The 23,191-nt window shown below is 63.8% G+C and carries 14 protein-coding genes; all 14 read left to right on the top strand.

The annotated features are described in order from the left end of the window. Positions 1 to 11 precede the first annotated feature (11 nt). The 14 genes from flgK (at position 12) to ACK3BK_RS17700 (ending at position 23,183) form a co-directional block, all read left to right on the top strand. The gene (gene flgK, locus ACK3BK_RS17765; protein ID WP_186711015.1) at positions 12 to 2,057 is read left to right on the top strand and encodes a flagellar hook-associated protein FlgK; all 2,046 of its coding nucleotides are present in this window, start codon (positions 12 to 14) and stop codon (positions 2,055 to 2,057) included. 13 nt (positions 2,058 to 2,070) lie between these two features. Beyond that, complete coding sequence (locus tag ACK3BK_RS17760; protein ID WP_186666446.1) at positions 2,071 to 3,633, top strand: flagellar hook-associated protein 3; 1,563 nt, start codon at positions 2,071 to 2,073, stop codon at positions 3,631 to 3,633. 116 nt (positions 3,634 to 3,749) lie between these two features. After that, a complete protein-coding gene (locus ACK3BK_RS17755) occupies positions 3,750 to 7,325 on the top strand; it encodes a glycosyltransferase (protein WP_411382997.1) in 3,576 nt (1,191 codons plus the stop codon). Between the two features lie 56 nt (positions 7,326 to 7,381). After that, entirely contained in the window at positions 7,382 to 10,102 is a 2,721-nt protein-coding gene (locus ACK3BK_RS17750; RefSeq protein ID WP_411382996.1) for a glycosyl transferase, read from the top strand. 123 nt (positions 10,103 to 10,225) lie between these two features. Further along, positions 10,226 to 13,756 carry a glycosyltransferase family 2 protein gene (locus ACK3BK_RS17745; RefSeq protein ID WP_411382995.1) on the top strand — a complete coding sequence of 1,177 codons (3,531 nt, stop codon included), beginning with the start codon at positions 10,226 to 10,228 and terminating at the stop codon, positions 13,754 to 13,756. Positions 13,757 to 13,976: 220 nt separating this feature from the next. Next, entirely contained in the window at positions 13,977 to 14,912 is a 936-nt protein-coding gene (locus ACK3BK_RS17740) for a ketoacyl-ACP synthase III (protein ID WP_288376126.1), read from the top strand. 280 nt (positions 14,913 to 15,192) lie between these two features. Next, on the top strand, positions 15,193 to 16,053 hold the full coding sequence (locus ACK3BK_RS17735) for a flagellin domain-containing protein (RefSeq protein ID WP_411382994.1): 861 nt from the start codon (positions 15,193 to 15,195) through the stop codon (positions 16,051 to 16,053). Positions 16,054 to 16,125: 72 nt separating this feature from the next. After that, positions 16,126 to 16,482: a flagellar protein FlaG gene (locus tag ACK3BK_RS17730; protein WP_186666439.1), complete on the top strand. Its 357-nt coding sequence runs from the start codon at positions 16,126 to 16,128 to the stop codon at positions 16,480 to 16,482. Positions 16,483 to 16,561: 79 nt separating this feature from the next. Continuing rightward, positions 16,562 to 17,968, top strand: coding sequence for a flagellar filament capping protein FliD (gene fliD / locus ACK3BK_RS17725; RefSeq protein WP_411382993.1), 1,407 nt, complete (start codon positions 16,562 to 16,564; stop codon positions 17,966 to 17,968). Positions 17,969 to 18,100: 132 nt separating this feature from the next. Continuing rightward, entirely contained in the window at positions 18,101 to 18,496 is a 396-nt protein-coding gene (fliS, locus tag ACK3BK_RS17720; protein WP_411382992.1) for a flagellar export chaperone FliS, read from the top strand. Between the two features lie 15 nt (positions 18,497 to 18,511). Further along, on the top strand, positions 18,512 to 18,808 hold the full coding sequence (gene fliT / locus ACK3BK_RS17715) for a flagellar protein FliT (RefSeq protein ID WP_186666437.1): 297 nt from the start codon (positions 18,512 to 18,514) through the stop codon (positions 18,806 to 18,808). 168 nt (positions 18,809 to 18,976) lie between these two features. Beyond that, on the top strand, positions 18,977 to 20,452 hold the full coding sequence (fleQ, locus tag ACK3BK_RS17710; protein WP_186666436.1) for a transcriptional regulator FleQ: 1,476 nt from the start codon (positions 18,977 to 18,979) through the stop codon (positions 20,450 to 20,452). 143 nt (positions 20,453 to 20,595) lie between these two features. Continuing rightward, positions 20,596 to 21,813: a sensor histidine kinase gene (locus tag ACK3BK_RS17705; protein WP_411382991.1), complete on the top strand. Its 1,218-nt coding sequence runs from the start codon at positions 20,596 to 20,598 to the stop codon at positions 21,811 to 21,813. After that, positions 21,810 to 23,183, top strand: a complete 1,374-nt coding sequence (locus tag ACK3BK_RS17700; protein ID WP_288376119.1) for a sigma-54-dependent transcriptional regulator — start codon at positions 21,810 to 21,812, stop codon at positions 23,181 to 23,183. The genes ACK3BK_RS17705 and ACK3BK_RS17700 overlap by 4 nt, the downstream gene beginning before the upstream one ends. Positions 23,184 to 23,191 lie beyond the last annotated feature (8 nt).

Raw genomic sequence — 23,191 nt, 5'->3', positions numbered from 1 at the left:
GGCAGCGAATCATGGCGAGCTTGATCAATATTGGCATGTCGGGGCTGGGCGCCGCGCAGTCGGGGATGTACACCCTGGGTAACAACATCGCCAACGCCGATGTGGACAGTTACTCGCGCCAGCAGAACGTGCAGAAGACCAAGGGCTCGCAGCAGAACGGCAACGTCTTCATCGGCAGCGGCACCACGCTGGCCGACGTGCGTCGAGTGTACAACTCGTTCCTCGAGAACCAACTGCGCACCACCACCTCGCTGTCCAGCGATGCCAACTCGTACCTGAACCAGATCAATCCGCTCGACACTGCCCTGTCGAGCGCTGACACCGGTATCACGGCTGCCCTGAAAGGCTTCTTCACCGCCATGCAGGACGCGGCGGCCAAGCCCAACGAAGATGCCTCTCGCCAGTTGCTGCTGACCAGCGCGCAATCGCTGGCCAAGCGTTTCAACAGCCTGTCGACGCAGCTCAACCAGCAGAACAGCAACATCAACGCCAACATGGCGTCGATCGCCGACCAGGTGAACCAGCTCACCTCGACCATCGCCCAGTACAACGACCAGATCGCGCGCGTGTCGGCGATCCAGGGCCAGCCGAACGATCTGCTCGACCAGCGCGACGGCGCCGTGCGCGAACTGAACAAGCTGATCGGCAGCCAGGTTGTGGAGCGCGAAGGCAACTACGACATCTACCTGCCCAACGGCCAGGCACTGGTACTGGGCAAGACCACCCAGACCCTCGAGGTCGCGCCAAACCGCAACGATCCGACGCGCATGAGCCTGATGATCAACCGCGGCAGCACCAAGATGGACATCACCGACACCACCACCGGTGGCGAGCTCGGTGGCCTGCTGCGCTACCGCAAGGACACCCTGGATCCTGCGCTCAACGAGTTGGGCCGGGTGGCACTGGTGGTGTCCGATGCGATCAACAGCCAGCTCGGCCAGGGCGTCGACAAGAATGGTGAATTCGGTGCGCTGCTGTTCGGCGACATCAACAGCGCCAAGGCCATCAGCGAGCGCAGCATCGCCCGCCAGGGCAACAGTGCAGGCTCCGGCAACCTCGATGTGACCATCAAGGACACCGGTAAGCTCGGCACCAGCGACTACCAGGTGACCTTCACCAGTGCCACCGGCTACAACGTGCGCAAGCTGCCCGAAGGCACCGACATGGGCAACTTCGACCTCAACGACAACCCACCGAAAGTGATCGATGGCTTCAGCCTCTCGCTCAATGGTGGCGCCGTTGCCGCTGGCGACAGCTTCAAGATCACCCCGACCCGCAACGCCGCAGCCGGTATCGAGTCGGTGCTCACCGATCCCAAGCGCCTGGCGCTGTCCGCGCCGTTGGGTGCAGTGAGCGGCTCGGGCAACAAGGGCACCGGGCAGATCACCCAGCCGAACCTGACCTCCAAGCTGGACATCTACAACGCCACCGATCGCACTCAGTTGCAGACCGGCCTGAAATATTCGACCCCGGTCAAGCTGGTGTTCGGCGACGACAGCGCGTCTCCGCAGGGCTACACCCTGTACGACGCCAAGGGCAACTCCATCGGCACCGGCACCATCGTGCCCGGCCAGAGCAACAAGCTGCAGCTCTCGGTGCCGATGGTCGATGGCGCCGGCAACCCGATCATGGATGGCGCCACCCAGCGTTCGTTCACCTTCGAGATGGAAGTGGCCGGTGCACCGAAGAACGGTGACAGCTTCACCGTCTCGCTGACCGGTGCAGGCTCTTCCGACAACCGCAACGCCAAGTCGGTGATCGACCTGCAGACCAAGTCCACCGTGGAAGTCGGCGCCGACGGCAAGGGCATCAGCCTGACCGATGCCTACGCCAAGCTTGTGTCCAACGTCGGCGGCAAGGCTGGCCAGGCGAGCATGGACTCCGACGCCACCAATGCCCTGCAGAAGTCGGCGCTCGATGGCCGCAACGCCGTCTCCGGGGTGTCGATCGACGAAGAGACCGGCAACCTCATCAAGTTCCAGCAGTACTACACCGCGTCGTCGCAGATCATCAAGGCGGCCCAGGAAACCTTCGCCACCTTGATCAACAGCCTTTAAGGAGCCGTAGACCGTGCGCATTTCCACTTCGCAGTTCTACAACACCAGCAGCGCCAACTATCAGCGCGGCTTCAGCAACGTGGTGAAAACCCAGCAGGAATCCAGCGATGGCATCCGCGTGCGTACTGCAGCCGACGATCCGGTGGGCGCCTCGCGCCTGCTGCAGCTCGAGCAGCAACAGAACATGCTCGACCAGTACAAGAGCAACATCACCAATGTGCGCAACTCGCTGAGCACCTCCGAAAGCACCCTCGATGCCATCGGCAAGGTGCTGCAGCGGGTCAACGAGCTGGCGATCAGCTCGGGCAACGCCGGTTTTACCGACGCCGACCGCAAGGCCAACGCCGACGAGCTGGGCTCGCTGGAAGAGCAGTTGTTCTCGCTGATGAACAGCAAGGACGAGAACGGCAAGTACCTGTTCTCCGGTTCCAAGGGCGACACCCCGCCCTACGTGCGCAACGCCGACGGCACCTACAGCTATCAGGGCGACCAGGGCCAGTTGAAACTGCAGGTGGGCGACATGCTCAGCCTGGCGGCCAACGAGACCGGTTTCGACGCCTTCGAGCAGGCGCTCAACACCAGCCGCAGCCAGACCACCCTGACCGCTCCGGCGGTGGACGATGGTCGGGTCAGCCTGTCCAATGGCCAGGTATCCGGCAGCGCGACGTTCAACGACCGCTTCCGCAGTGGTGAGCCGTACCGTATCGAGTTCCTCAGCAGCACTCAGTACCGCATCCTCGATTCGGGCAACAACGACGTGACCCTGGAAGCCTCGCAGGGCGGGACCTATAACCCGAATGCCGAGAATGGCACGATCTCCTTCCGCGGTGTCGACCTGCGCCTGAAGATCACCCTGCAGCCGGGTGACAACCCGGACACCGCGATTGCCGGCCACACCTTCAACCTGAGCTCCAAGCCCGATGCCATCGCTGGCTCGCGTAGCCCAGGCAACACCTCCGGCACCCAGGTCAACAACGCCACCATCAGCAACCAGGCGCAGTACAACGCCTCGTTCCCAGGTGGCGGCGCGGTGCTCAAGTTCACCAGCGCTACCGACTTCGAGCTGTATGCAGCGCCGCTCACCGACAACAGCCGGCCGATCTCCACCGGCACCCTGGCGGGCAACACTGCCACGGCCTCGGGCGTGAGCTTCCAGTTGTCCGGTGCACCCAATGCTGGTGACTCGTTCGCGATCAAGGTCGACACCCACCAGAATCAGAACATGCTCAACACTATTGGCCAACTGCGCACCGCGTTGAGCGTGCCGATGGACAATGATCCCAAGGCGCGCCAGAACTTCCTCGCCTCGCTGGACTCGGCAATCGGCAACATCGCCAGCGCCACCAACCAGGTGAGCTCCTCGATCAGCGCCATCGGTGGTCGCGGCGCGGCATTGGATGTCCAGGCCGAAACCAACGAAGCACTGGGCAATGAAAACAGCAAGACCCAGAGCTCGATCCGCGAAAGCGACCCGGCCACGGTGATGCTGCGCCTGCAAATGCAGACCAACATGCTCCAGGCCTCGCTGCAGTCCTATGCCAAGATCGCCGGCCTGTCGCTGGTCAACTACATCTGAACCCAGGTGCGGGTGATCGCGGGGTGATCGTCCCACGAGCCTGCCTCGCCACCCGCCGGTCAGCGCCGGACTGGGTGGCAGCCGGTCCCGCGGTTCAATCGCTTGAGTGAGTCCTAGTGAACGCACATCCCCTCGTCAGCATCGCCATCCCCGCGTTCAATCCCGAGTTCTTTCGCGCCACGCTGGCCAGCGCCATCGGCCAGGATTACCCGAACCTGGAGATCGTGGTCTGCGACGACAGTCGCGGTGACCAGATCGCAGCGATCTGCGATGAGCTGCGTGCCGGTTGCACAGTGCCCTTGCGTCATGTGCGCAACCCCGAGCGCCTGGGGTTTGCCCGCAACCTGCAGCGTTGCCTGGAGCAGTCTTCGGGCGAGCTGATCAAGTTTCTCTGCGACGACGACGTGCTGTTCGGCACCTGCATCAGCCAGCAGGCCAGAGTACTCAGCGATCACTCCCAGGTCAGCATGGTCATCTGCCAGCGCCTGCTGTGCGCTGCCGACGATGTGCTGCTGCCGGCGCGTTCGCTGAACTTCGTCATTTCCCTGAACAGTGCCGTGATCAATGGCACCGACCTGCTCGAAAGCGTCGCCGACGGCGTGCCCAATCTGTTCGGTGGGATCAGCCATGCGCTGCTGCGCCGTGACGAGGTGCAGGCCTACCTGCCGGCGCTGGTCGGGGAAGGGCAGGGCTTTGCCGCACGCCTGGACCTGGCCTTGTACGCCTGCCTGCTGCGCCGTGGCCACCTGTGCAGCCTGGATCAGGTGCTGAGCCTCGAGCGCGTGCATGCCGGACGCCTGAGCCACCAGGGCAGCATGGTCGAAGCTGCCAAGACTGAATCCGAATGGCTGCTGCAGATGCTCGCCGAGTCCACCGGCGAGCCAGCGCCGGCCGATGGTTGGGTGCGTACGCTGCCGCTGGCCGAATACACCGGGGCAGCCGATCAGGTCTGGGAGGAAATGGACCTGCGCCGTTTCTACTCCGGGCAGATGGCCAACCTCGGCCAGCAGATCGGTACCGACAGCATCAGCTTCGACGAGCTGTATGCCGAATGGCTGGAGTCGCGCCAATTGTCGGCGGGCCAGGTCAGCCTGCTGCCCAAGCGCATCGAGCAGTGGCCGCGCCAGCCGCGTATCGCGGTGGCGGTGCTGGCCGAGGCGGGCGATGAGAAGGTCTTGCGCACCACCTTGCAGAGCCTGCAGGGGCAGTCCTACCCAGCCCGCCATACCTTGGTGCTGGGCCCGGCGGCGCTGGCTGCCCAGGTACAGGGCGAGGCCCGTCACCTGCACAGCCAGGGTGATCACTTTGTCGAGCTTGGCCAGTGGCTGGCCACCGCGCAGGACATCGACTGGCTGTTGCTGCTGCGCGCCGGTGATCGCGCGCACCCTCATGCGCTGGTGATCATGGCCGAGCGCGTGGCCCTGCGCGGCGATAGCCTGTGCCTGTACATCGACGAAGGCGCCAACGACAACCTGGCGCCGTCGTGTCCGATCTTCAAACCCGACTTCAACCTCGATCTGATGCGCAGCCTGCCCTATGTCGGTCGGCTGCTCGCCTTCGATGCCAAGGCGCTGCGCGAACTGGGCGGCTTCGACGCCAGCTTCGCCACGCTCGCCCCCCACGACCTGCTCTGGCGCATGGTCGAGGTCCACGGCCTGCAGGTGGTCGAGCACGTAGCCGAAGTGCTGGTGCAGTGTCACCACCGCTATGCCGACTGGCTCAACGATGCGCAGGCGCATGTGCAGGCCCCTCGCGTGCTGCAAGCGCACTTCGAGCGTCTGGGCGTACAGGCGCAGGTCACGGGTATCGAAGGCAGCATGATGACGCGAGTCACCTACCTGCACCCGCAAGCCGCCAGTGTCTCGATCCTCATCCACGCCGCAGGCGAGCTGGCGGTGCTGATGCGCTGCGTCGAATCGTTGTTCGCCCATACCGCCTACGCCAATTTCGAAGTACTGCTGGTGGCCAGCGGCGAGACATCCCCCGAGGTGCGCGATTGGCTGGGCGGCCTGCAGGGGCTGGGCAGTGACCAGTTACGCGTGTGCCAGGTGGATGCCACCGGGCGGGCGCAGAGCTTCAACGAAGCCAGCCGTCAGGCGCGTGGCGACTACCTGCTGCTGCTCGATGCTGCCTGTGTGCTGTTCGACGGCCGATGGCTGCAGGAATTGATGCAACTGGGGCAGCGCCCGGAAGTCGGCCTGGTTGGCCCCAAGCTGTTCGACAACAATGGCTCGGTGCTCTCGGCCGGCCTGGTGATGGGCATGAATGGCACTGCCGGCACGCCGTTCCTGAGCTGCGCGGTGAATGCCGACGGCTACATGAACCGCCTGAGCCTGGTACAGAACTGGAGCGCGCTGAGCCTTGACTGCCTGCTGGTGCGCGCCGCGCTGTTCGCCGAGCTGGGTGGGCTGGATACTGCGGCATTCGAGGTGTCGCTGTTCGATGCCGATTTCTGCCTGCGGGCGCGCGAAGCAGGCTACCTGTCGGTGTGGACGCCGTTCTCGCGGGTCGCCCAGGTGCCGGTGCCCGCTCAGGAACAGCCCGCACCGCAAAGCCTGCTGGCCGATCAGGAGCGGCTGTATGAGCGCTGGCTGGCATGGGTTGCTTTCGATCCCGCCTACAATCGCAACCTCAGCCTGAAGCTGCCGAACTTCAACTTCGAGCCGGGCCTGCGCGGTGGCTGGGATCCGTTCATCGCACGCGCCATGCCGTCGGTGATGGGGCTGCCCAGCAGCACCTCGGCCATCGGTCACTACCGTGTATCGCAGCCGTTCGCCGAGCTGGAAAAGGCCGGCTGGATCCAGGGGCGCATCGACTACAGCGCACCGAGCCTGATCGAGCTGGAGCGGGAAAAACCTGATGTGGTGATCCTGCAGTGCCGCTACACCCCGGCCAGCCTGCGCGATATCGCCCGCTTCAAGCGCTTCTCCAACACCCGGCGCATCTACGAGCTGGACGACTACATCATCGATCCGCCGAAGAAGAACGATCACGCTCGCAACCTGCCGCGCAACATGCGCGAGCTGGTCAGCGAAGCCATCGGCTTGTGCGATCGCGTGGTGGTCTCTACCGAACCGCTGGCCGATGCCCTGTCGAGCATGCACAGCGACATCCGCGTGGTCCCCAACATGCTCGCCGCCTCCTTGTGGACGGGCCTTCGCAGTGAGCGTCAGACCAGCGCGCGGCCACGTGTAGGCTGGGCGGGCGGCACCAGTCACCGAGGCGACCTGGAGTTGCTGCTGGAGGTGGTGCGCACACTGGCCGACGAAGTCGACTGGGTTTTCTTCGGCATGTGCCCCGAGATGCTGCTGCCTTACGTGAAGGAGTTTCACCCGGCCATTTCGTTCGGTGACTACCCGCGCAAGCTGGCCAGCCTCAACCTTGATCTGGCCCTGGCACCGTTGGAGCAGAACCTGTTCAACGACTGCAAGAGCAACCTGCGGCTACTCGAGTATGGCGCCTGCGGCTTCCCGGTCATCTGCACCGACACCAAGGCCTATGCCGGCTACCTGCCGTGCACCCGGGTGGCCGACAACACCACGGCGCAGTGGCTGGAAGCGATTCGCATGCACCTCGACGACCCGGCCGCCAGCTACCGCCAGGGCGATGCGTTGCGCGAGGCGGTACTGAGCGACTATGTCCTTACCGAACACCATCTGCAGCACTGGGCCAACGCCTGGCTGGCTGACTGAAATCCAGGCGCAGGGCCCAGGCCCTGCGCAGAACCGAACTCTTGAACAGGTGCCTTATGATCGATACCGCAACTGGCTCGCACACTGAAGTGACCGTTGTCCTGCTTGGGCATGACCAGGCGGATCACCGCGCCCGCGCACTCCACTACTACGCCAGCCAGGGCGTTCCATGCCTGGCGCTGGAGCCGGCAGGCCAACTCGGTGCACTGCTCGAGCAGGTGAACACGCCTTTCGTCTGCCTGGCGCTGGATGCCGACTTCGTGCTCGCCGATGCGCTGGGCAAGGCTGCCGCCCATCTGCTTGCACAGCCGCAGGTGAAGGGGGTGCAGGGGCATGCCCTGGCCTATGCGGCGGGCAACTGCAAGCTGAGCTACCACAAGCTCGGTGCATTCGTCGCGCCCCAGGCCGCAGAAGACGCTCTGGCGCGCCTGCGTCGTTATGGCCACAGCGGCCAGCAGGCCTGGCGTGCCGTACTGCGTGTGGCTACCCTGCAGACCGCGTTGGCAGGCCTGCCGCAAGAGCTGGATGCCGCGGGCTGGCGTGTGGCGCTGGGCTACGCGATCCTGCTGCAAGGCGAGATCGGCAGCCTCGAGCAGACCGATGCGGTCTGCGAACTGCTGGACAACGACCTGGGCGCAGCCGCCCGCGAGGAGCGCCTGACCCAGACCGTACGCAGCCTGCGCCAGTGGGATGAGGCGGCGGGTGTGTGTGCCGGCGAAGAAGGTTTCGTGGTGCTCAACCGCTTCGTGCGCAGCAGCTACGATCAGGGCGAGACGCCGCTGCTGTTCAGCTCCGACTGGGCCAGCGTGATTGACGACCCTGAGCAGATCTTCGAGCCGCGCCAGTATGTCGAGCTGCCGTACTACAACGGCAAGCTGTTCCAGCGCCTGAGCGAAATCGAGTTCCTCTGCCATGCCTGGCCGACCGGCGAGCGTCACCTGCATGCGCTCGAAGGCGCCTGGGTGCGCCAGCACGACTTGCTGCAAGTACATCCGAACGACACCAACGACAGCCTGCAGCAGCGCTACCTGCACGCGCTGGGCCTGGGCCTGTTCAACCGGGACGTATGCCAGCGCCTGATGCCGCTGTTGGCCGGTGCCAAGGACGTCCACCATGTTCGCGAAATGCAGGACTGGCTGACCCGCCTGGGCAGCGTTCCGGCACCCGATGCCCGCGCATTGCTCGAGACGACGCCGTCCGGCAAGTTGCTGGCCGCGATTGCCGCCGCGACCCCGGCCGAGGCCGACCGCGCCCGCGCGCAGGCCTACCTGGCGCGCCACCCGGCTGCGCAGATCGCCTTCGTGGTGCTGGACCTGGAGAATGACGACCAGGCACTGCAGGCCACCTTCGACAGCCTGCTGGCCAGCGGCCTGCGCAACTTCAAGCTGGTGGTGCTCAAGGGCGGCAAGCCTCCGGCGATTACCACTGCGCGCGACACCCTGCACTTCATCCAGGTCAACGACGGCAACTGGGCGACCCACCTGAACCAGGTGGTGAAACAGCTTTCCAGCGAGTGGCTGCTGCTGCTCGATGCCGGCGACGTGCTGCTGGCCGGTGGCCTGCTGCGTCTGGCGGTGGAGTTGACCCAGGCGCCGGGGTGCCAGGCAATCGCTGCTGACGAAGTGCAGCGTGACAGCGATGGCCGCCTGCTCGACGTGATCCGTCCGGGCAGCGACCTGGACCTGCTGCGTAGCCAGCCGGGGCTGATGTCGCGGCACTGGCTGGTACGTCGCCAGGCCGTGCTCGATCTGGGTGGCTACAGCGAGTCCTACCGTCATGCGCAGGAATACGACCTGTTGCTGCGCCTGGTCCAGCAGCAGGGTGTTGGCTGCCTGGCGCACATGGATGACTACCTGGTCATCGGCCAGCAGCCCGAGCAGGCTCTGACAGACGAAGCGGCCAAGGTCCTCAACCGTCACCTGACCGAGCTGGGCTACCGCGCCCAGATCAGTGACCAAGGCAGCGCAGGCCTGACCGTCGATTTCCGTCATACCGCCACGCCGCTGGTCAGCATCCTGCTGGCAGGCGAGGGCGATACCGCGCAGTTGCAGGTATCGCTGACCGGGATCTTCCAGCGCACCCGTTACCCGCGCTTCGAAGTGGTGGTGGCCTTGCCGGGGCACGACAGCGCAGGACAGGCGGCGATTGCCCAGGCCTTCGGCACGCGCGTGCGGCTGATTGCCGGTGAGGCCCATGCCTCGCGCCAGCAACTGCTGGCGCTGGCCGCCGGGCAGGCGCGCGGCGATTACCTGGTGCTGCTCTCCGAGCGCTGCCATGTGATTACGCCGGCCTGGATCGAATCGCTGCTCAACGAGGCCCAGCGCCCCGAGGTGGGGATTGTCGGGGCCAGCTTGTGGGGTCGTGGCGAAATCCTGCTGCATGCAGGCTACGAGCTGCTCGACGGCGGACAGGTCAATGCACCCTGGGCCGGCACCTCGGCGGCACGCAGTGCTGCGGCGCGCTGGCCGCTGTCGGTACGCGACTGCCCGGCGGTGTCCGGCGACTGCCTGATGATCAGCCGCGAAACCTTCGAGCAGTGCGGTGGCCTGCCGGCAACAGGTGCGGCAGACCTGGCCCTGTGCCTGGCGGTACGCAGCAACGGCCTGATGGTGGTGTGGACGCCGCGTGCCAGGCTGATGGGCAACGAACTGGTGGTGCCCGCGGGGCAGGCTGTGCAGGCGCTGGCCGAGCAATGGCCTGGCGCGTTCCAGGGGCGTGCGCGGCTCGACGCCCAGGGCGCCGCGGGGGCACCGCAGTGGCTAGCACAGCTGGGATGACTGGCGCGCTAATTGCAAAAAAAGCCGGGTTAAGCCCGGCTTTTTCATGCCCGCTGGCAAATTATTGACAGGCTGCCACCGCGATGGTTAGCGGCCTGCCCTGATCCTGGAGTTCGCCCCCCAATGTCGACCGCTGCGCAGCTGGATGCTCTTTCGCTCGAACAGGCGCTGACGCGCCTGCGCCTGATGTTCACCAAGCCGGGGCATCCCTACTACCTGCTGGCACCTGCCTACCGTGATACCTCGTCCGGTATCGTTTCGATGCACTACCTCTGCCACATGCTCAACCTCAACGGGCGCGAGGCGTACATCTACGGCACCGACGTGGTCAATCCCGATCTCAAGACGCCGTTGTTCGACCCGGCCATCGCCCGCCGCCACCTGGCCGAGGGCAAGGTGCCGATCGCGGTCTATCCCGAAGTGGTCAGCGGCAACCCGCTGGAGTGCCCGGTGGTGGCGCGCTACATGCTCAACTTCGAGAGTTTCATCAGCGGCAAGAGCATGAACGCGGCGGCGACCGACCTGATCTTCTACTACGCCGAGCGCCTTGCCGAGGCCCGTGGCGATGTCAACGTCGACCTGCTGTGCCTGCCCACCATCGACATCGAGCTGTTCGCTGCGGGCGCTGCCGATTGCGTGCGCGAAGGTGCCTGCCTCTACCAGAACCGTCACCCGCTGGAGCAGATCGACTACGACCAGTTGCCTGCCGGCATTCGCCTGCTCAGCGTCGCCAATGCCCTGAGCCTGGCGGAGTTGGCCGAGGTGTTGCGCCATGCCGAGGTGCTGTACACCTACGAATGGTCGATGACCTGTGTGATCGCAGTGCTGTGTGGTTGCCCTGTGCTGTTCATGCCGGGACATGGCGTTGACCAGCAGGTGCTCGACAACAGCTTCTTCGGTTGCGTCGGCTTTGCCATGGCCGACCGGCCCCGCGCCCTCGAACAGGCCCGGGCTACCGTTGGCGATGGTCTGCAGCGCTATGTGCAGCGCACCGCATCGTTCTGGCAGCAACTGGACACCTTCATCGCCAAGACCCAGGACGCAGCCGTGGCTGAAGCCTCGGGCAACCGGCACGGCATGCTCGACTGGTTGCGTCAGCGCTATCCATTGCCCAAGCAAGTGCAACGTCTGCAGCAGGAGCTGTCCGGGCCGCAGGCGCCGAAGCTTGCCGTGCTGGTGCGCGATCACGGCGACCGTCAGGCGCTGTTGCGGACCCTGGAGAGTGTTGACCGTGGCCTGTATCGACAGGTGCAGGTGCATGTGCTGGGCGAGTGCGACCCGCAGCGCGTCGGTGTGCAATGGCAGGCGTGCGACCCACGTGAGCCGGTGGCGACGATCAATGCGCTGCTGAGCGATTGCGCAAGTGACTGGTACTTGCTGGTCGAGGCTGGCGAGACTTTCGTCGCCAGCGGGTTGCTGGCGCTGGCGGTGCGTTTGCTCGATGCGCCCGAGGACTGCCTGGCGGTGTACGCCGACGAAGGCCTGCGCCGCGAGGGAGGGGATGTCGAGCTGGCGCTGCGCCCGGACCTTAACCTGGACCTGCTGCTGGCACTGCCGGGCAGCCTGTCGCGACACTGGGTCTATCGGCGCGAGGCGCTGGCAGCAGGGTTCGCCGGCGACTGTGGGCGAGCCTTCGAGCTCGGCCTTCAGTTGGGCTTGCTGCTCGAACGCGGGCTGGGCAGTGTCATGCATGTCGCCGAGCCGCTATTGATCGGCAAGGGTGGGCCGCTGGCGGCCTGTGCCGACGAGCAGGCGGTCATCGCGCATCATCTGCGCCTGCGCGGCTATGAGCAGGCGCAGGTCTTTGCCCTTGATGACGTGCCGGGCGGTTATCGCATCGACTACGGTCATGCGCATGTCGCTTCGGTCAGCATCATGGTGCCGTTGCGCGGGCAACTGGTCGATTTCCAGCGCTGCCTGGAAACCCTGTTGACGCACACCGCCCATGAGCAGTTCGAAGTGTTGCTGATCGAGGCGGGCAGCGAAGACCCTGCGTTGCTCGAATGGCTGGACATGGTCGGGCAGATCGGTGAGGGGCGTTTCCAGGTGCTGCGCTATATGCCTGGCCAGCCCTGGGCTGCGTTGTGCAACGCGGCTGCGCAGGAGGCGCGGGGTGATTATCTGCTCTGGCTCGACGGCCGCGCCGCGGTACTCGATGGCCACTGGTTGCCGGCGCTGCTCAATCACGCCCAGCGCCCTGAAGTCGGTGCAGTCGGCGGCAAGTTGCTGGCCGGTGACGGCACGGTACGCCAGGCTGGCCTGCTGCTGGGGATCGACGGTTCGGTGGGCGCGGCGTTTGCCGGTCTGCCTGCACTGTCGACAGGCTACATGGCGCGCCTGGCGCTGGAGCAGAACTTCGCTGCGGTCGGTGGCGAGTGCCTGATGCTGCGGCGCGCGCTGTTCCTCGAGGCCGGCGGCTTCGATGCCAGCGAGTTGCTGGCGCCCTGGGCCGATGTCGATCTGTGCCTGAAGCTGCATCAGGCGGGCTATCTGAATGTCTGGACGCCGCATGCGCGCCTGCTGCTGGATGCGCCACGCGATGTGCTGGCCAGCGAAGAGCAGCACGATGCGTTGTATGCGCGCTGGTTGCCGCGTCTGGCGCACGACCCGGCCTACAACGGCAATTTCTCGCTGCGTGACGGGCAAGGCTTCATGCTGCAAAGCAATGACCTGAGCTGGCGACCTTTGCTGGGCAAGGTGCCGCGGGTATTGGCTTGCATTGCCGAGCAGGGTGACCGGGCATTGTCGCGTCTGGTCCATCCGTTGGGGGCGCTGTGCGAAAACGCGTTGCTCGACGGCGCGGCAACCCTGGGGCTGCTGTCGCCGGTGGAGCTGGAGCGTTTTGCCCCGACCAGCGTGATCCTGCAGCGACCGTTGGATGATGCAGGGCTGCTGGCCTTGCGGCGGCTGAGTGCATTCTCCCAAGCGCTGAAGGTAGTGACGCTTGACGGTTATCCCGAACCTGCGCAGTTCGAGTCCGGCGAGGATCTGCTGCAACGCCTGCAGGCCGCGTTGATGCAGGCTGACCGCGTGCTGGTGCCGACGCCTGCGTTGGGCGAGTGGCTGCAGGGGCTGCACCAGGATATCCGGGTGCTGGAGAACGCCTTGCCGGTCGGCTGGGGCCGCCTGAAGGGCGAGCGGCAGGCAGGGGTCTTGCCACGTCTTGGCTGGATCGCCGGCAAGGACGACGAGTTGCTCGAGCAGGTAGTACCGGCCTTGTCGGGTGAAGTCGAGTGGGTGGTGCTGGGTGAGTGTGCCGGTAGCTTGAGGCCGTTCGTCAGCGAGTCGCACCCAGCGGTCGAGCCTGAGCATCTGGGCGAGGCCCTGGCGGCGTTGAACCTCGATCTGGCGCTGGTGCCCATGGCCGATTCCCTGGAAAACGCCTGTTCCGGTGACCTGCGTGTGTTGCAGCACGCGGCCTGTGGTCATCCGGTGATCTGCAGCCGAGTGCCGGGCTTTGCCGCAGGCGATGCCTTGCCGCTGTCGCGCGCGGGTAACCAGTCCGACGAATGGCTGCAGGCGATCCGTCTGCACCTGTCGGACCGTGACGCTTCGGCGGCACTGGGCGATGCGCTGCAGGCGGCTGTGCGTGGGCAGTGGCTGCTCGAAGGTGCGCGGCTGGAGAGCTGGTGCCGGGCCTGGTTACCCGATTGAAGGGGTGGTCTGCAGTGAGGATGTGACGCTGTAGTGTCCATTCGACAAAAAACGCGTGACTTGAGAGTCACTTCGCGCATCTTCACTGTATATTGTCCGAACTAGGAGCCGCCGTCGCGCAGCCATAAACGTGGTCAGGAACAGGGGCGTCCCGTGTTTCCTGGCGTTTCGTCGTTGCGTACGCCGTGGGCTACTTCGCTGTTATTGAACGGGAAGCCACATGATTGGCATTAAAAGCATCGCCAGTTACCTGCCGACTCAAGGGGTAGACAACTACGCCCAGGGCGCAAAATTCGGCAAGGACCAGGATTTCATCTTCGGCAAGATCGGTTCCACCTTCTTGCCGCGCAAGGACAGCGAGCAGGAAACCTCCGACCTGTGCGTCGAGGCTGCACGCAATCTGTTCGCCGCCAATCCTTCGCTCGACCCTGCCAGCATCGATGCAGTGATCGTCGTCACCCAGAATGGCGACGCCGAGGGGCTGCCGCACACCGCAGCGATCGTCCAGCACAAGCTGGGGCTTTCGACCCATGTCGCGGCGTTCGACGTTTCGCTGGGGTGCTCGGGCTATGTCTACGGCCTGTACGCGATGAAAGGCTTCATGGAAGCTGCGGGCTTGAAGAATGGCCTGCTGATCACCGCCGATCCGTACTCGAAGATCGTCGACCCAGAAGACCGCAACACCACCATGCTGTTCGGCGATGCCGCCACCGCGACCTGGATGGGCGAGAACGCCGCCTGGCAACTGGGCAAGTCGCTGTTTGGCAGTGACGGTGGCGGGGCTGAGCACCTGCGCACCACCGATGGCAAGTTCTTCATGAACGGTCGTCAGGTCTACAACTTCGCCCTGGTCAAGGTGCCAGCGCACCTGAACCAGTTGCTCGAAGCCAGCCAGCTGAAGGCTGAAGACATCGACCTGTATTGCCTGCATCAAGGCAGCGCAGCTATCGTCGATGCGGTGTCGGCGCGCTTCGATGAGGGCGAGCACAAGGGCAAGTTCGTCAAGGACATGGTCGAGACCGGCAACACCGTTTCTTCCAGCATTCCGTTGCTGCTGGAGAAGCATGTGCTGGGTTCGACTCACAAGCGCGTTGCCCTCAGTGGTTTTGGCGTCGGCTTGTCGTGGGGCTCGGCGATCATCGAACGCACTGATTGAGCGTTGTCGCGGTATCTGCAAAAGCGCCGAACGGGTGACCGTTCGGCGCTTTTGTATTTCTGCTGTCTATCAGCCGTTCTGCGCACGCCGGTGGGCGCTGTATTTCTGACGTCAAACCCTTGATTTCATTGGGGTGGCAGCGTGCCACTAAAAAAATTCGCAAAACCCCCTAAAGCAAACCGCCACGACGACGATAACCATTACGAAGGTTCTCTAGGCCACACACCCGGCAAACGCCAGGGCCGGAAGCCGCAGTACCCAATCCAACGAGGAATTCGTCATGGCTTTGACCGTTAACACCAACACCACCTCTCTGGGCGTTCAGAAAAACCTGAGCCGTGCTTCCGACGCTCTGAGCACCTCGATGACCCGTCTGTCGTCCGGCCTGAAAATCAACAGCGCCAAAGACGACGCCGCCGGCCTGCAGATCGCTACCCGCATGACCTCGCAGATCCGCGGTCAGACCATGGCTATCAAGAACGCCAACGACGGTATCTCCATCGCCCAGACCGCTGAAGGCGCGATGCAAGAGCAGACCAACATTCTGCAGCGTATGCGTGAACTGGCCGTCCAGTCCCGAAACGACTCCAACAGCCAGCAAGACCGTGACGCTCTGAACAAAGAGTTCCAGTCGATGCTGTCGGAAATCGACCGTATCGCCGACTCCACCCAGCTGAACGGCAAGAACCTGCTGGACGGTACCGCTGGCGTCATGACCTTCCAGGTCGGCTCCAACACCGGCACCGCCAACCAGATCACCGTGACTCTCAGTGCCGCGATGAAAACCACCGGTACTGGCGCTGCGCTGACCGCCCTGGCTGGCAAGAGCATCACCGGTGCCAACAGCACCGCCGCCGAAGCCACCTTCACCGCCGCCATCAGCGCCATCGACGAGGCCCTGCAGGCAATCAACACCAACCGTGCTGACCTGGGTGCCGCCCAGAACCGTCTGACCAGCACCATCAACAACCTGCAGAACATCAACGAGAACGCCGAAGCTGCTCGTGGCCGTGTACAGGACACCGACTTCGCTGCCGAAACTGCCCAGCTGACCAAGCAGCAGACCCTGCAGCAAGCTTCGACCTCGGTTCTGGCCCAGGCCAACCAGCTGCCGTCGGCAGTTCTGAAGCTGCTGGGCTAATCTGCCTGATAGCTGCTGGCGGGGGAGTGCACTTGCGGCGCTCCCCCGCCTTTTCATTACGAGGTGGTGGACATGGACATGAGCGTCAAGCTGAACCTGTCTTATCCGGCCGCACGCTCGGCCGAGCAGGTTACCGACAAGCCGGTCTCGCGGCCGTTGGAAACATCCGCTGAGGGCGACAAGCAGGGCGCAGTCAAGGTGCACGACACCGACAACGTCAAGAACGCCGTGTCGCAGATCGAGCAATTCCTGAAAGAAACCCGACGTAATCTTGAGTTTTCCACGGATGAAGAATCCGGCAAGATTGTCGTCAAGGTCATCGCCAGCGAAACCGGCGAGCTGATCCGTCAGATTCCCTCCGAGGAGGCCCTGCGGATCGCCGAAAGCCTGCGCGATGTCAAAAGTGTACTGTTCAACGCCAAGGTCTGACCGGCGGCGAGCACTACGCGACACGAATCATGCCGGCCTTGCAGGAGCAGGGCGGGCGCGTTGAAGAGAGGGGCAGGACATGGCGACAATTACTCCTAGCACAGGCGTGGGCTACGGCCTCGAGATCAGCAAGATCGTCGATGCATTGGTGAAGTCCGATACTTCGGCCAAGTCCAACCAGATTGCTCGGCAGTCGAGCAATAACTCGGCGATCCTCTCGGGCATCGGCTCCCTGCGCAGCGCCCTGACGGCGTTCCAGGATGCCATGAAGAAGCTCAACGACAAGGATGCGCCTTCCTTCAACGCCTTTGCCGGTACTTCCGCCAACGAAAGCGTGGTCAAGGTCAAGACCACCAACAGTGCAGTTGCCGGTACCTACGATATCCGTGTAAGCCAACTGGCCACTGGCTCCAAGGTCGCCAGCCAGCAGTTCGCCGGGGGGGGAAGCTCGGCGATTAGCGAAGGTGAGCTGACCATCAGCCAGAACGGCAAGACCTACAAGGTCAATGTTGCTGCCGGTTCCACGCTGCAAAGCGTGCGCGACCAGATCAACAAGGAGCTGGGCAAGGAAGGTATCACCGCCAACGTCGTCAACGAGGCGGGCGGTTCGCGGCTGGTATTCGGCTCTACCACGACCGGCAAGGGTAGTGACATTTCCGTCGGCGGTATCCCTGAGCTCACCATCGATGGCACGCAGAAGATGGTGGGTACGGGGGGCGGCTTTATCGACGCCCTGGCACAGGATGCCGAGTTCTCCGTCGACGGTTTGAAACTGACCAGCTCCAAGAACGCCGTCGACAACGCGGTCAGTGGCCTGAGCCTCGAGCTTACCGGCACCACTTCGCCCACTGCCACGACCGGGGTCAAGGTGAGTGTGACGCTCGATAACGATGGCCTGAAGAAATCGGTTCAGTCGTTTGTCGATGCTTACAACACCCTGCGCAAGGCTGTTACCGCCCTGACGACACCGACCAAGGACTCTTCAGGTAACGTGACCAGCCTGGGCCCGTTGACCAACGATCCGACCACGCGCTCGTTGCTGAGCGACATCGGCAAGGTGATCGCCGAAGCCGGTTCGGGCACCCAGCTCAATACCCTCAGCCAGCTGGGTATCAACACCCAGAAAGACGGCACGCTTGAGTTCAACAGCACCAAGTTCACCGCTGCACTGAACGACAAGAAGCTTGGCTCGGAGATTCAGGGGCTGTTCACTGCCGACGGTGGCGTTTTCGACCGGATGACCAAGGCCCTCGATCCCTACGTCAAGACCGGCGGTTCGCTGGATTCGCGCAAGACGGCGCTCGACAAGGTGACCAAGAACCTGCAGGACCAGCAGGCTGCGCTGGACCGCCGTACCGAGCTGCTGACCACCTCGCTGACCAAGAAGTACGCAGCGCTCGACACCGCCCTGGGCCTGATGAAGAAACAGGGCGAGCAGATCGTCTCGATCTTCGATGCGATGAATGCCCAGGCCAAGAAAGGCTGATCGCTAAGCGGCGACAAAAGCCCGGTGACACCTTGCAGGTGTCCCGGGCTTTGTGTTTCATGGCTAAAGTTTTTTGACGAGCTGGCGATAAAGCAGGTATACGCAACCTTTTCGCTGCAATGAGGTAGTTCCATGAACCCGATGTTGGCCCTTCGGCAGTACCAGAAAGTCAACGGTGCTGCACAGACTTCCGAAGCCAGTCCGCACCGTCTGGTGCAGATGCTGATGCAGGGCGGTCTTGACCGGATGGCCCAGGCCAAGGGCGCCATCGCGCGCAAGAACGTCGCCCAGAAGGGCATTCTGATCGGCAAGGCCATCGACATCATTGGTGGCCTGCGCGAAGGGCTGGATCTGGAGAATCACGCCGACAGCCTGACCGACCTCGACAACCTGTACCAGTACATGAGCCGTCGCCTGATCGAAGCCAACGTCCACAGCGATCCGGCGATCATCGACGAAGTGGCGCGCCTGCTGATCACGGTCAAGGAAGGCTGGGACGCTATCGGCGAACAAGTGCCGGCAGAGTAATTCCAGGAGGCGCACATGAGCGAAGTGATTGCACGTATCGAAGAGACCCGCGATGCCTTGCTGGCAGCGTTCGCTGAACGCGACTGGGATGCGGTGGGCAAGCTCGACCTGGCATGTCGCGTGTGCGTCGAGGATATCCTGGCCGAAGCGCGGGAAAACGATGCGCAGGTCAGGAGCAGCCTGGATGAATTGCTGACGGTCTATCGCCAATTGATTGAAGTTGCAAGTGGTGAACGTCAATCAATAGTCGACGAGATGGCGCAGATCCGTCAGGCAAAAAACGCGACAAAGGTATACCATCTGTTCAGCTGATCGCTGGGCAATGCAAGAAGCTGCGCGCCATAAATTTGACTGTGTGCTGTTTTTTGACTTAACTAGTGGCTGTTTTCGAAATTTCAGACGTCCGAACACTGACCATTCAGTCGGAATGATGTCGAGCACGCCCTCGGGCGCCGATATGACTAGGGAAGTTAGTATTGAATGTGGCGTGAAACCAAGATCCTCCTGATCGATGACGACAGCGAACGCCGCCGCGATCTGGCGGTGGTCCTGAATTTTCTCGGCGAAGAGAACCTTTCCTGCTCCAGTGCGGACTGGCAGCAGTCGGTAGAGGCGTTGTCTTCGAGCAGGGAAGTCCTGTGTGTGCTGATCGGGGCGGTAAATGCTCCGGCAAGTGTCCTGGGCCTGCTTAAGACAGTGGCTGCGTGGGATGAGTTCCTTCCGGTTCTGCTTCTGGGCGAAATTTCTTCCGCCGAGTTCCCTGAAGACTTGCGCCGGCGCGTGCTGTCCAACCTGGAGATGCCGCCGAGCTACAGCCAGTTGCTCGACTCGCTGCACCGCGCCCAGGTCTATCGTGAAATGTACGACCAGGCCCGCGAGCGCGGTCGTCAGCGCGAACCCAACCTGTTCCGCAGTCTGGTGGGTACCAGCCGGGCGATCCAGCATGTGCGGCAGATGATGCAGCAGGTGGCCGACACCGATGCCAGCGTGCTGATCCTCGGTGAGTCCGGCACGGGCAAGGAAGTGGTGGCGCGCAACCTGCACTACCACTCCAAGCGCCGTGAAGCGCCGTTCGTGCCGGTCAATTGCGGGGCGATTCCGGCCGAGTTGCTCGAAAGCGAGCTGTTCGGGCATGAGAAGGGCGCCTTCACCGGGGCGATCACCAGCCGTGCGGGGCGTTTCGAGCTGGCCAACGGCGGCACCCTGTTCCTCGACGAGATCGGCGACATGCCGTTGCCGATGCAGGTCAAGCTGTTGCGCGTACTGCAGGAGCGCACTTTCGAGCGGGTTGGCAGCAACAAAACCCAGAGCATCGATGTGCGCATTATCGCGGCGACCCACAAGAACCTCGAGAGCATGATCGAGGAGGGGACCTTCCGCGAAGACCTGTACTATCGCCTGAACGTCTTCCCTATCGAAATGGCACCGCTGCGCGAGCGTGTCGAGGACATCCCGCTGCTGATGAACGAGCTGATCTCGCGCATGGAGCACGAGAAGCGCGGCTCTATCCGTTTCAACTCGGCCTCGATCATGTCGCTGTGCCGGCATGGCTGGCCGGGCAACGTCCGTGAGCTGGCCAACCTGGTCGAGCGCATGGCGATCATGCACCCGTACGGGGTGATCGGTGTTGCCGAGCTGCCGAAGAAATTCCGCTACGTCGATGACGAAGACGAGCAGTTGGTCGACAGCCTGCGCAGCGATCTCGAAGAGCGCGTGGCGATCAACGGTCATGCGCCGAACTTCTCCAGCCACGCCATGCTGCCGCCGGAAGGCCTGGACCTGAAGGACTACCTCGGCAGCCTTGAGCAGGGGCTGATCCAGCAAGCCCTGGACGATGCCAACGGTATCGTTGCTCGTGCCGCCGAACGCCTGCGCATCCGTCGAACCACGCTTGTGGAGAAGATGCGCAAGTACGGCATGAGCCGCCAGGGCGGCGAAGACCAGGCCGAAGACTGAAGGCCCGGCCCCTTGCAGGTGCAACCTCGTGTCGCGCCTGCAAGGGGCCGGCGTTCGTTCAGAAACCCCGTCCCCGGCACGGCTATTGCTACACCGCAGGCAAAGTACCGTTTTTATGACGGTCAGCCATGCGAGAGAGCACGATGCCCCAGGCCGCCCACATCTCCCGAGCCTCTGAGCTGCAGGGACGCACCCCGGTCGAACAGGAAAGTCGACAAGGGCTCGAGCAGGCGTTCGCCCTGTTCAACCAGGTTTCCTCCCAGCTCAGCGAGTCGTACAACATGCTCGAGGCGCGCGTCAGCGAGCTCAAGGGCGAGTTGGAAGTGGTCAGCGCGCAGCGTATGGCCGAGCTGGGTGAAAAGGAACGTCTGGCCAACCGTTTGCAGCATTTGCTGGATTTGCTGCCTGGCGGGGTGATCGTCATCGATGGTCAGGGTCATGTGCGCGAAGCCAACCCTGCCGCCTGTGAGTTGCTCGGTGCGCCGTTGGTCGGTGAGCTGTGGCGCCAGGTCATCGCCCGCAGCTTCGCGCCGCGAGAAGATGACGGCCATGAGGTGTCGCTGCGTGACGGTCGACGCCTGTCCATTGCCACCCGTTCGCTGGATGCCGAGCCCGGCCAGTTGGTGTTGCTCAACGACCTGACTGAAACCCGTCGCCTGCAGGGGCAACTGGCGCGTCACGAGCGTCTGTCGTCGTTGGGGCGCATGGTCGCGTCGCTGGCCCACCAGATTCGTACGCCGCTGTCGGCGGCGCTGCTCTATGCCAGCCACCTGGCAGACGATGAGGGGGAGCTGGCGCTGGCAACCCGGCAGCGCTTTGCCGGCAGCCTCAAGGAGCGCTTGCACGAGCTCGAGCATCAGGTGCGCGACATGCTGGTGTTCGCCCGCGGCGAGCTGCCGCTGAGTGATCGGCTGACCCCCAAGGCGTTGTTCCAGGTGCTGCAGCAGGCTGCGCAGTCGCATGTGCAGGGGCATGCGGTGCGCTGGCAGTGTGACACGCACCTGGGCGAGTTGCTGTGCAATCGCGACACCTTGGTCGGCGCCTTGCTCAACCTGATCGAAAACGCGCTGCAGGCAAGCCCTGAGCCTGCGCGCCTGAAGGTTCACCTGTTCCGGCGCGGGCTGAGCCTGCACCTGTGCGTCAGTGACGCTGGCAGCGGAATCGACGCGCAACTGCTGGCGCGTCTGGGTGAGCCGTTCCTGACCACCAAGGCCACCGGCACCGGCCTGGGCCTGGCGGTGGTCAAGGCGGTGGTCAAGGCGCATCAGGGTAGCCTGGAGTTGCGTTCGAAGGTCGGCCGCGGCACCTGCGTGCGGGTGGTGCTGCCGCTGATCGGCGGGCAATCGACGGAGGTGTTGTGATGGTCAAGGTGTTGCTGGTCGAGGATGACCGTGTCCTGCGTCAGGCGCTGGGCGATACCCTCGAGATCGGCGGCTTCGACTACCGCGCCGTGGGCAGCGCCGAGGAAGCGCTGGATGCCGTGGCCGAGGACGCCTACGGCCTGGTGGTCAGCGATGTGAACATGCCGGGCATGGACGGCCATCAGTTGCTGGCCAGGTTGCGTCGCCATCATCCACAACTTCCGGTGCTACTGATGACCGCTCATGCTGCGGTCGAGCGTGCCGTGGAGGCGATGCGCCAAGGGGCTGCCGACTATCTGGTCAAGCCGTTCGAGCCCAAGGCACTGCTGAGCCTGGTCGAGCGGCATGCGGCGGGTCGCCTGGATGCCGAGGAAGAAGGGCCGGTGGCTAGCGAGCCGGCCAGCAGGCAGTTGCTCGAACTGGCCGCCCGTGTTGCCCGCAGTGACTCCACGGTGCTGATCTCGGGCGAGTCGGGGACCGGCAAGGAAGTGCTGGCGCGCTACATTCACCAGCAGTCGGGGCGTGCAGCGCAGCCGTTCGTGGCGATCAACTGTGCGGCGATTCCGGACAACATGCTCGAAGCCACACTGTTCGGTCACGAAAAAGGCGCGTTCACCGGTGCTATCGCGGCCCAAGCGGGCAAGTTCGAGCAGGCCGAAGGCGGCACCCTGTTGCTCGACGAAATTTCCGAAATGCCACTTGGCCTGCAGGCCAAGCTGTTGCGCGTGCTGCAGGAGCGGGAGGTCGAGCGGGTCGGCGGGCGCAAGCCGATCACCCTGGACATCCGCGTGCTGGCCACCACCAACCGTGACCTGGCGGGCGAGGTGGCGGCGGGGCGCTTCCGCGAAGACCTGTACTACCGTCTTTCGGTCTTCCCGCTGGCCTGGCGCCCACTGCGCGAGCGCAGCGCCGATATCCTGCCGCTGGCCGAGCGCCTGCTGGCCAAGCATGTCGGCAAGATGAAGCATGCGCCGGTTCGTCTGTCGGCCGAGGCGCGGGCATGCCTGCAAGCGCACGCATGGCCTGGCAACGTGCGCGAGCTGGACAACGCGCTGCAGCGAGCGCTGATCCTGCAGCAAGGTGGGGTGATCGAGGCGGCGGATTTCTGTCTGGCGGGCGCCATTCCCTTGTCGCCAGTGAGTGATGATATCACTGAGCCATCATCGCTCGAATCGTCCTCGGAGTCCAGTGGCCTGGGCGACGATATGCGTCGTCATGAGTTCCAGATGATCATCGATACCTTGCGCGCCGAACGTGGGCGTCGCAAGGAGGCCGCTGAGCGTCTGGGCATCAGCCCGCGCACGCTGCGCTACAAGCTGGCGCAGATGCGTGATGCGGGGATGGATGTCGAGGCCAGCCTGTACGGGTGAGCGCCTCT

This window comes from Pseudomonas sp. L7 (assembly GCF_046605565.1).
GTDB classification, from domain to species: Bacteria; Pseudomonadota; Gammaproteobacteria; order Pseudomonadales; family Pseudomonadaceae; genus Aquipseudomonas; species Aquipseudomonas wayambapalatensis.
The sequence above is the reverse complement of the archived record's forward strand: the minus strand, read 5'-3'. Positions and strand labels throughout refer to the sequence as shown.

Coding starts and splice junctions, on each gene's coding strand:
- flgK (WP_186711015.1), top strand. CDS start 12: ATGGCGAGCTTGATCAATATTGGCATGTCGGGGCTGGGCGCCGCGCAG.
- ACK3BK_RS17750 (WP_411382996.1), top strand. CDS start 7,382: ATGATCGATACCGCAACTGGCTCGCACACTGAAGTGACCGTTGTCCTG.
- ACK3BK_RS17745 (WP_411382995.1), top strand. CDS start 10,226: ATGTCGACCGCTGCGCAGCTGGATGCTCTTTCGCTCGAACAGGCGCTG.
- ACK3BK_RS17740 (WP_288376126.1), top strand. CDS start 13,977: ATGATTGGCATTAAAAGCATCGCCAGTTACCTGCCGACTCAAGGGGTA.
- ACK3BK_RS17735 (WP_411382994.1), top strand. CDS start 15,193: ATGGCTTTGACCGTTAACACCAACACCACCTCTCTGGGCGTTCAGAAA.
- ACK3BK_RS17730 (WP_186666439.1), top strand. CDS start 16,126: ATGGACATGAGCGTCAAGCTGAACCTGTCTTATCCGGCCGCACGCTCG.
- fliD (WP_411382993.1), top strand. CDS start 16,562: ATGGCGACAATTACTCCTAGCACAGGCGTGGGCTACGGCCTCGAGATC.
- fliS (WP_411382992.1), top strand. CDS start 18,101: ATGAACCCGATGTTGGCCCTTCGGCAGTACCAGAAAGTCAACGGTGCT.
- fliT (WP_186666437.1), top strand. CDS start 18,512: ATGAGCGAAGTGATTGCACGTATCGAAGAGACCCGCGATGCCTTGCTG.
- fleQ (WP_186666436.1), top strand. CDS start 18,977: ATGTGGCGTGAAACCAAGATCCTCCTGATCGATGACGACAGCGAACGC.
- ACK3BK_RS17705 (WP_411382991.1), top strand. CDS start 20,596: ATGCCCCAGGCCGCCCACATCTCCCGAGCCTCTGAGCTGCAGGGACGC.